Annotated in this window: 1 pseudogene; it reads right to left on the bottom strand. The window is 40.9% G+C overall.

The features are described from left to right. Window positions 1-127 precede the first annotated feature (127 nt). Window positions 128-259 (bottom strand): annotated as a pseudogene (locus AB4161_RS23250) (alanine/ornithine racemase family PLP-dependent enzyme); the annotation flags it as partial.

The raw sequence follows: 259 nt of genomic DNA, 5'->3' as shown, positions 1-259 counted from the left end.
ACTATCGCCCTCTGACTGTGTATTTACGAGTGTGATTGAGCCTAACTCTTGTGGAAGTTGGCTTGAAATAACTGTCGCTCTATAATCGGCAAGTCCATTAGATTTTATTGGGCTTATCTGACAACCGTTAAGCATGACACTGACGAAGAGAATTACAGTTGTTCGTAGCATTATGCGCTCCTTCTTCCTTTCTTCTCCCTTTAGGAGCCTTAAAATATTTATGGATACAACGTGAAGACATAGAAGATAAGAGCGCACT

Origin of the sequence: Vibrio sp. 10N.286.51.E5 (assembly GCF_041469125.1) — a bacterium.
Lineage (GTDB): Bacteria > Pseudomonadota > Gammaproteobacteria > Enterobacterales > Vibrionaceae > Vibrio > Vibrio crassostreae_C.
This window is presented reverse-complemented; position numbering and strand designations above follow the sequence as displayed.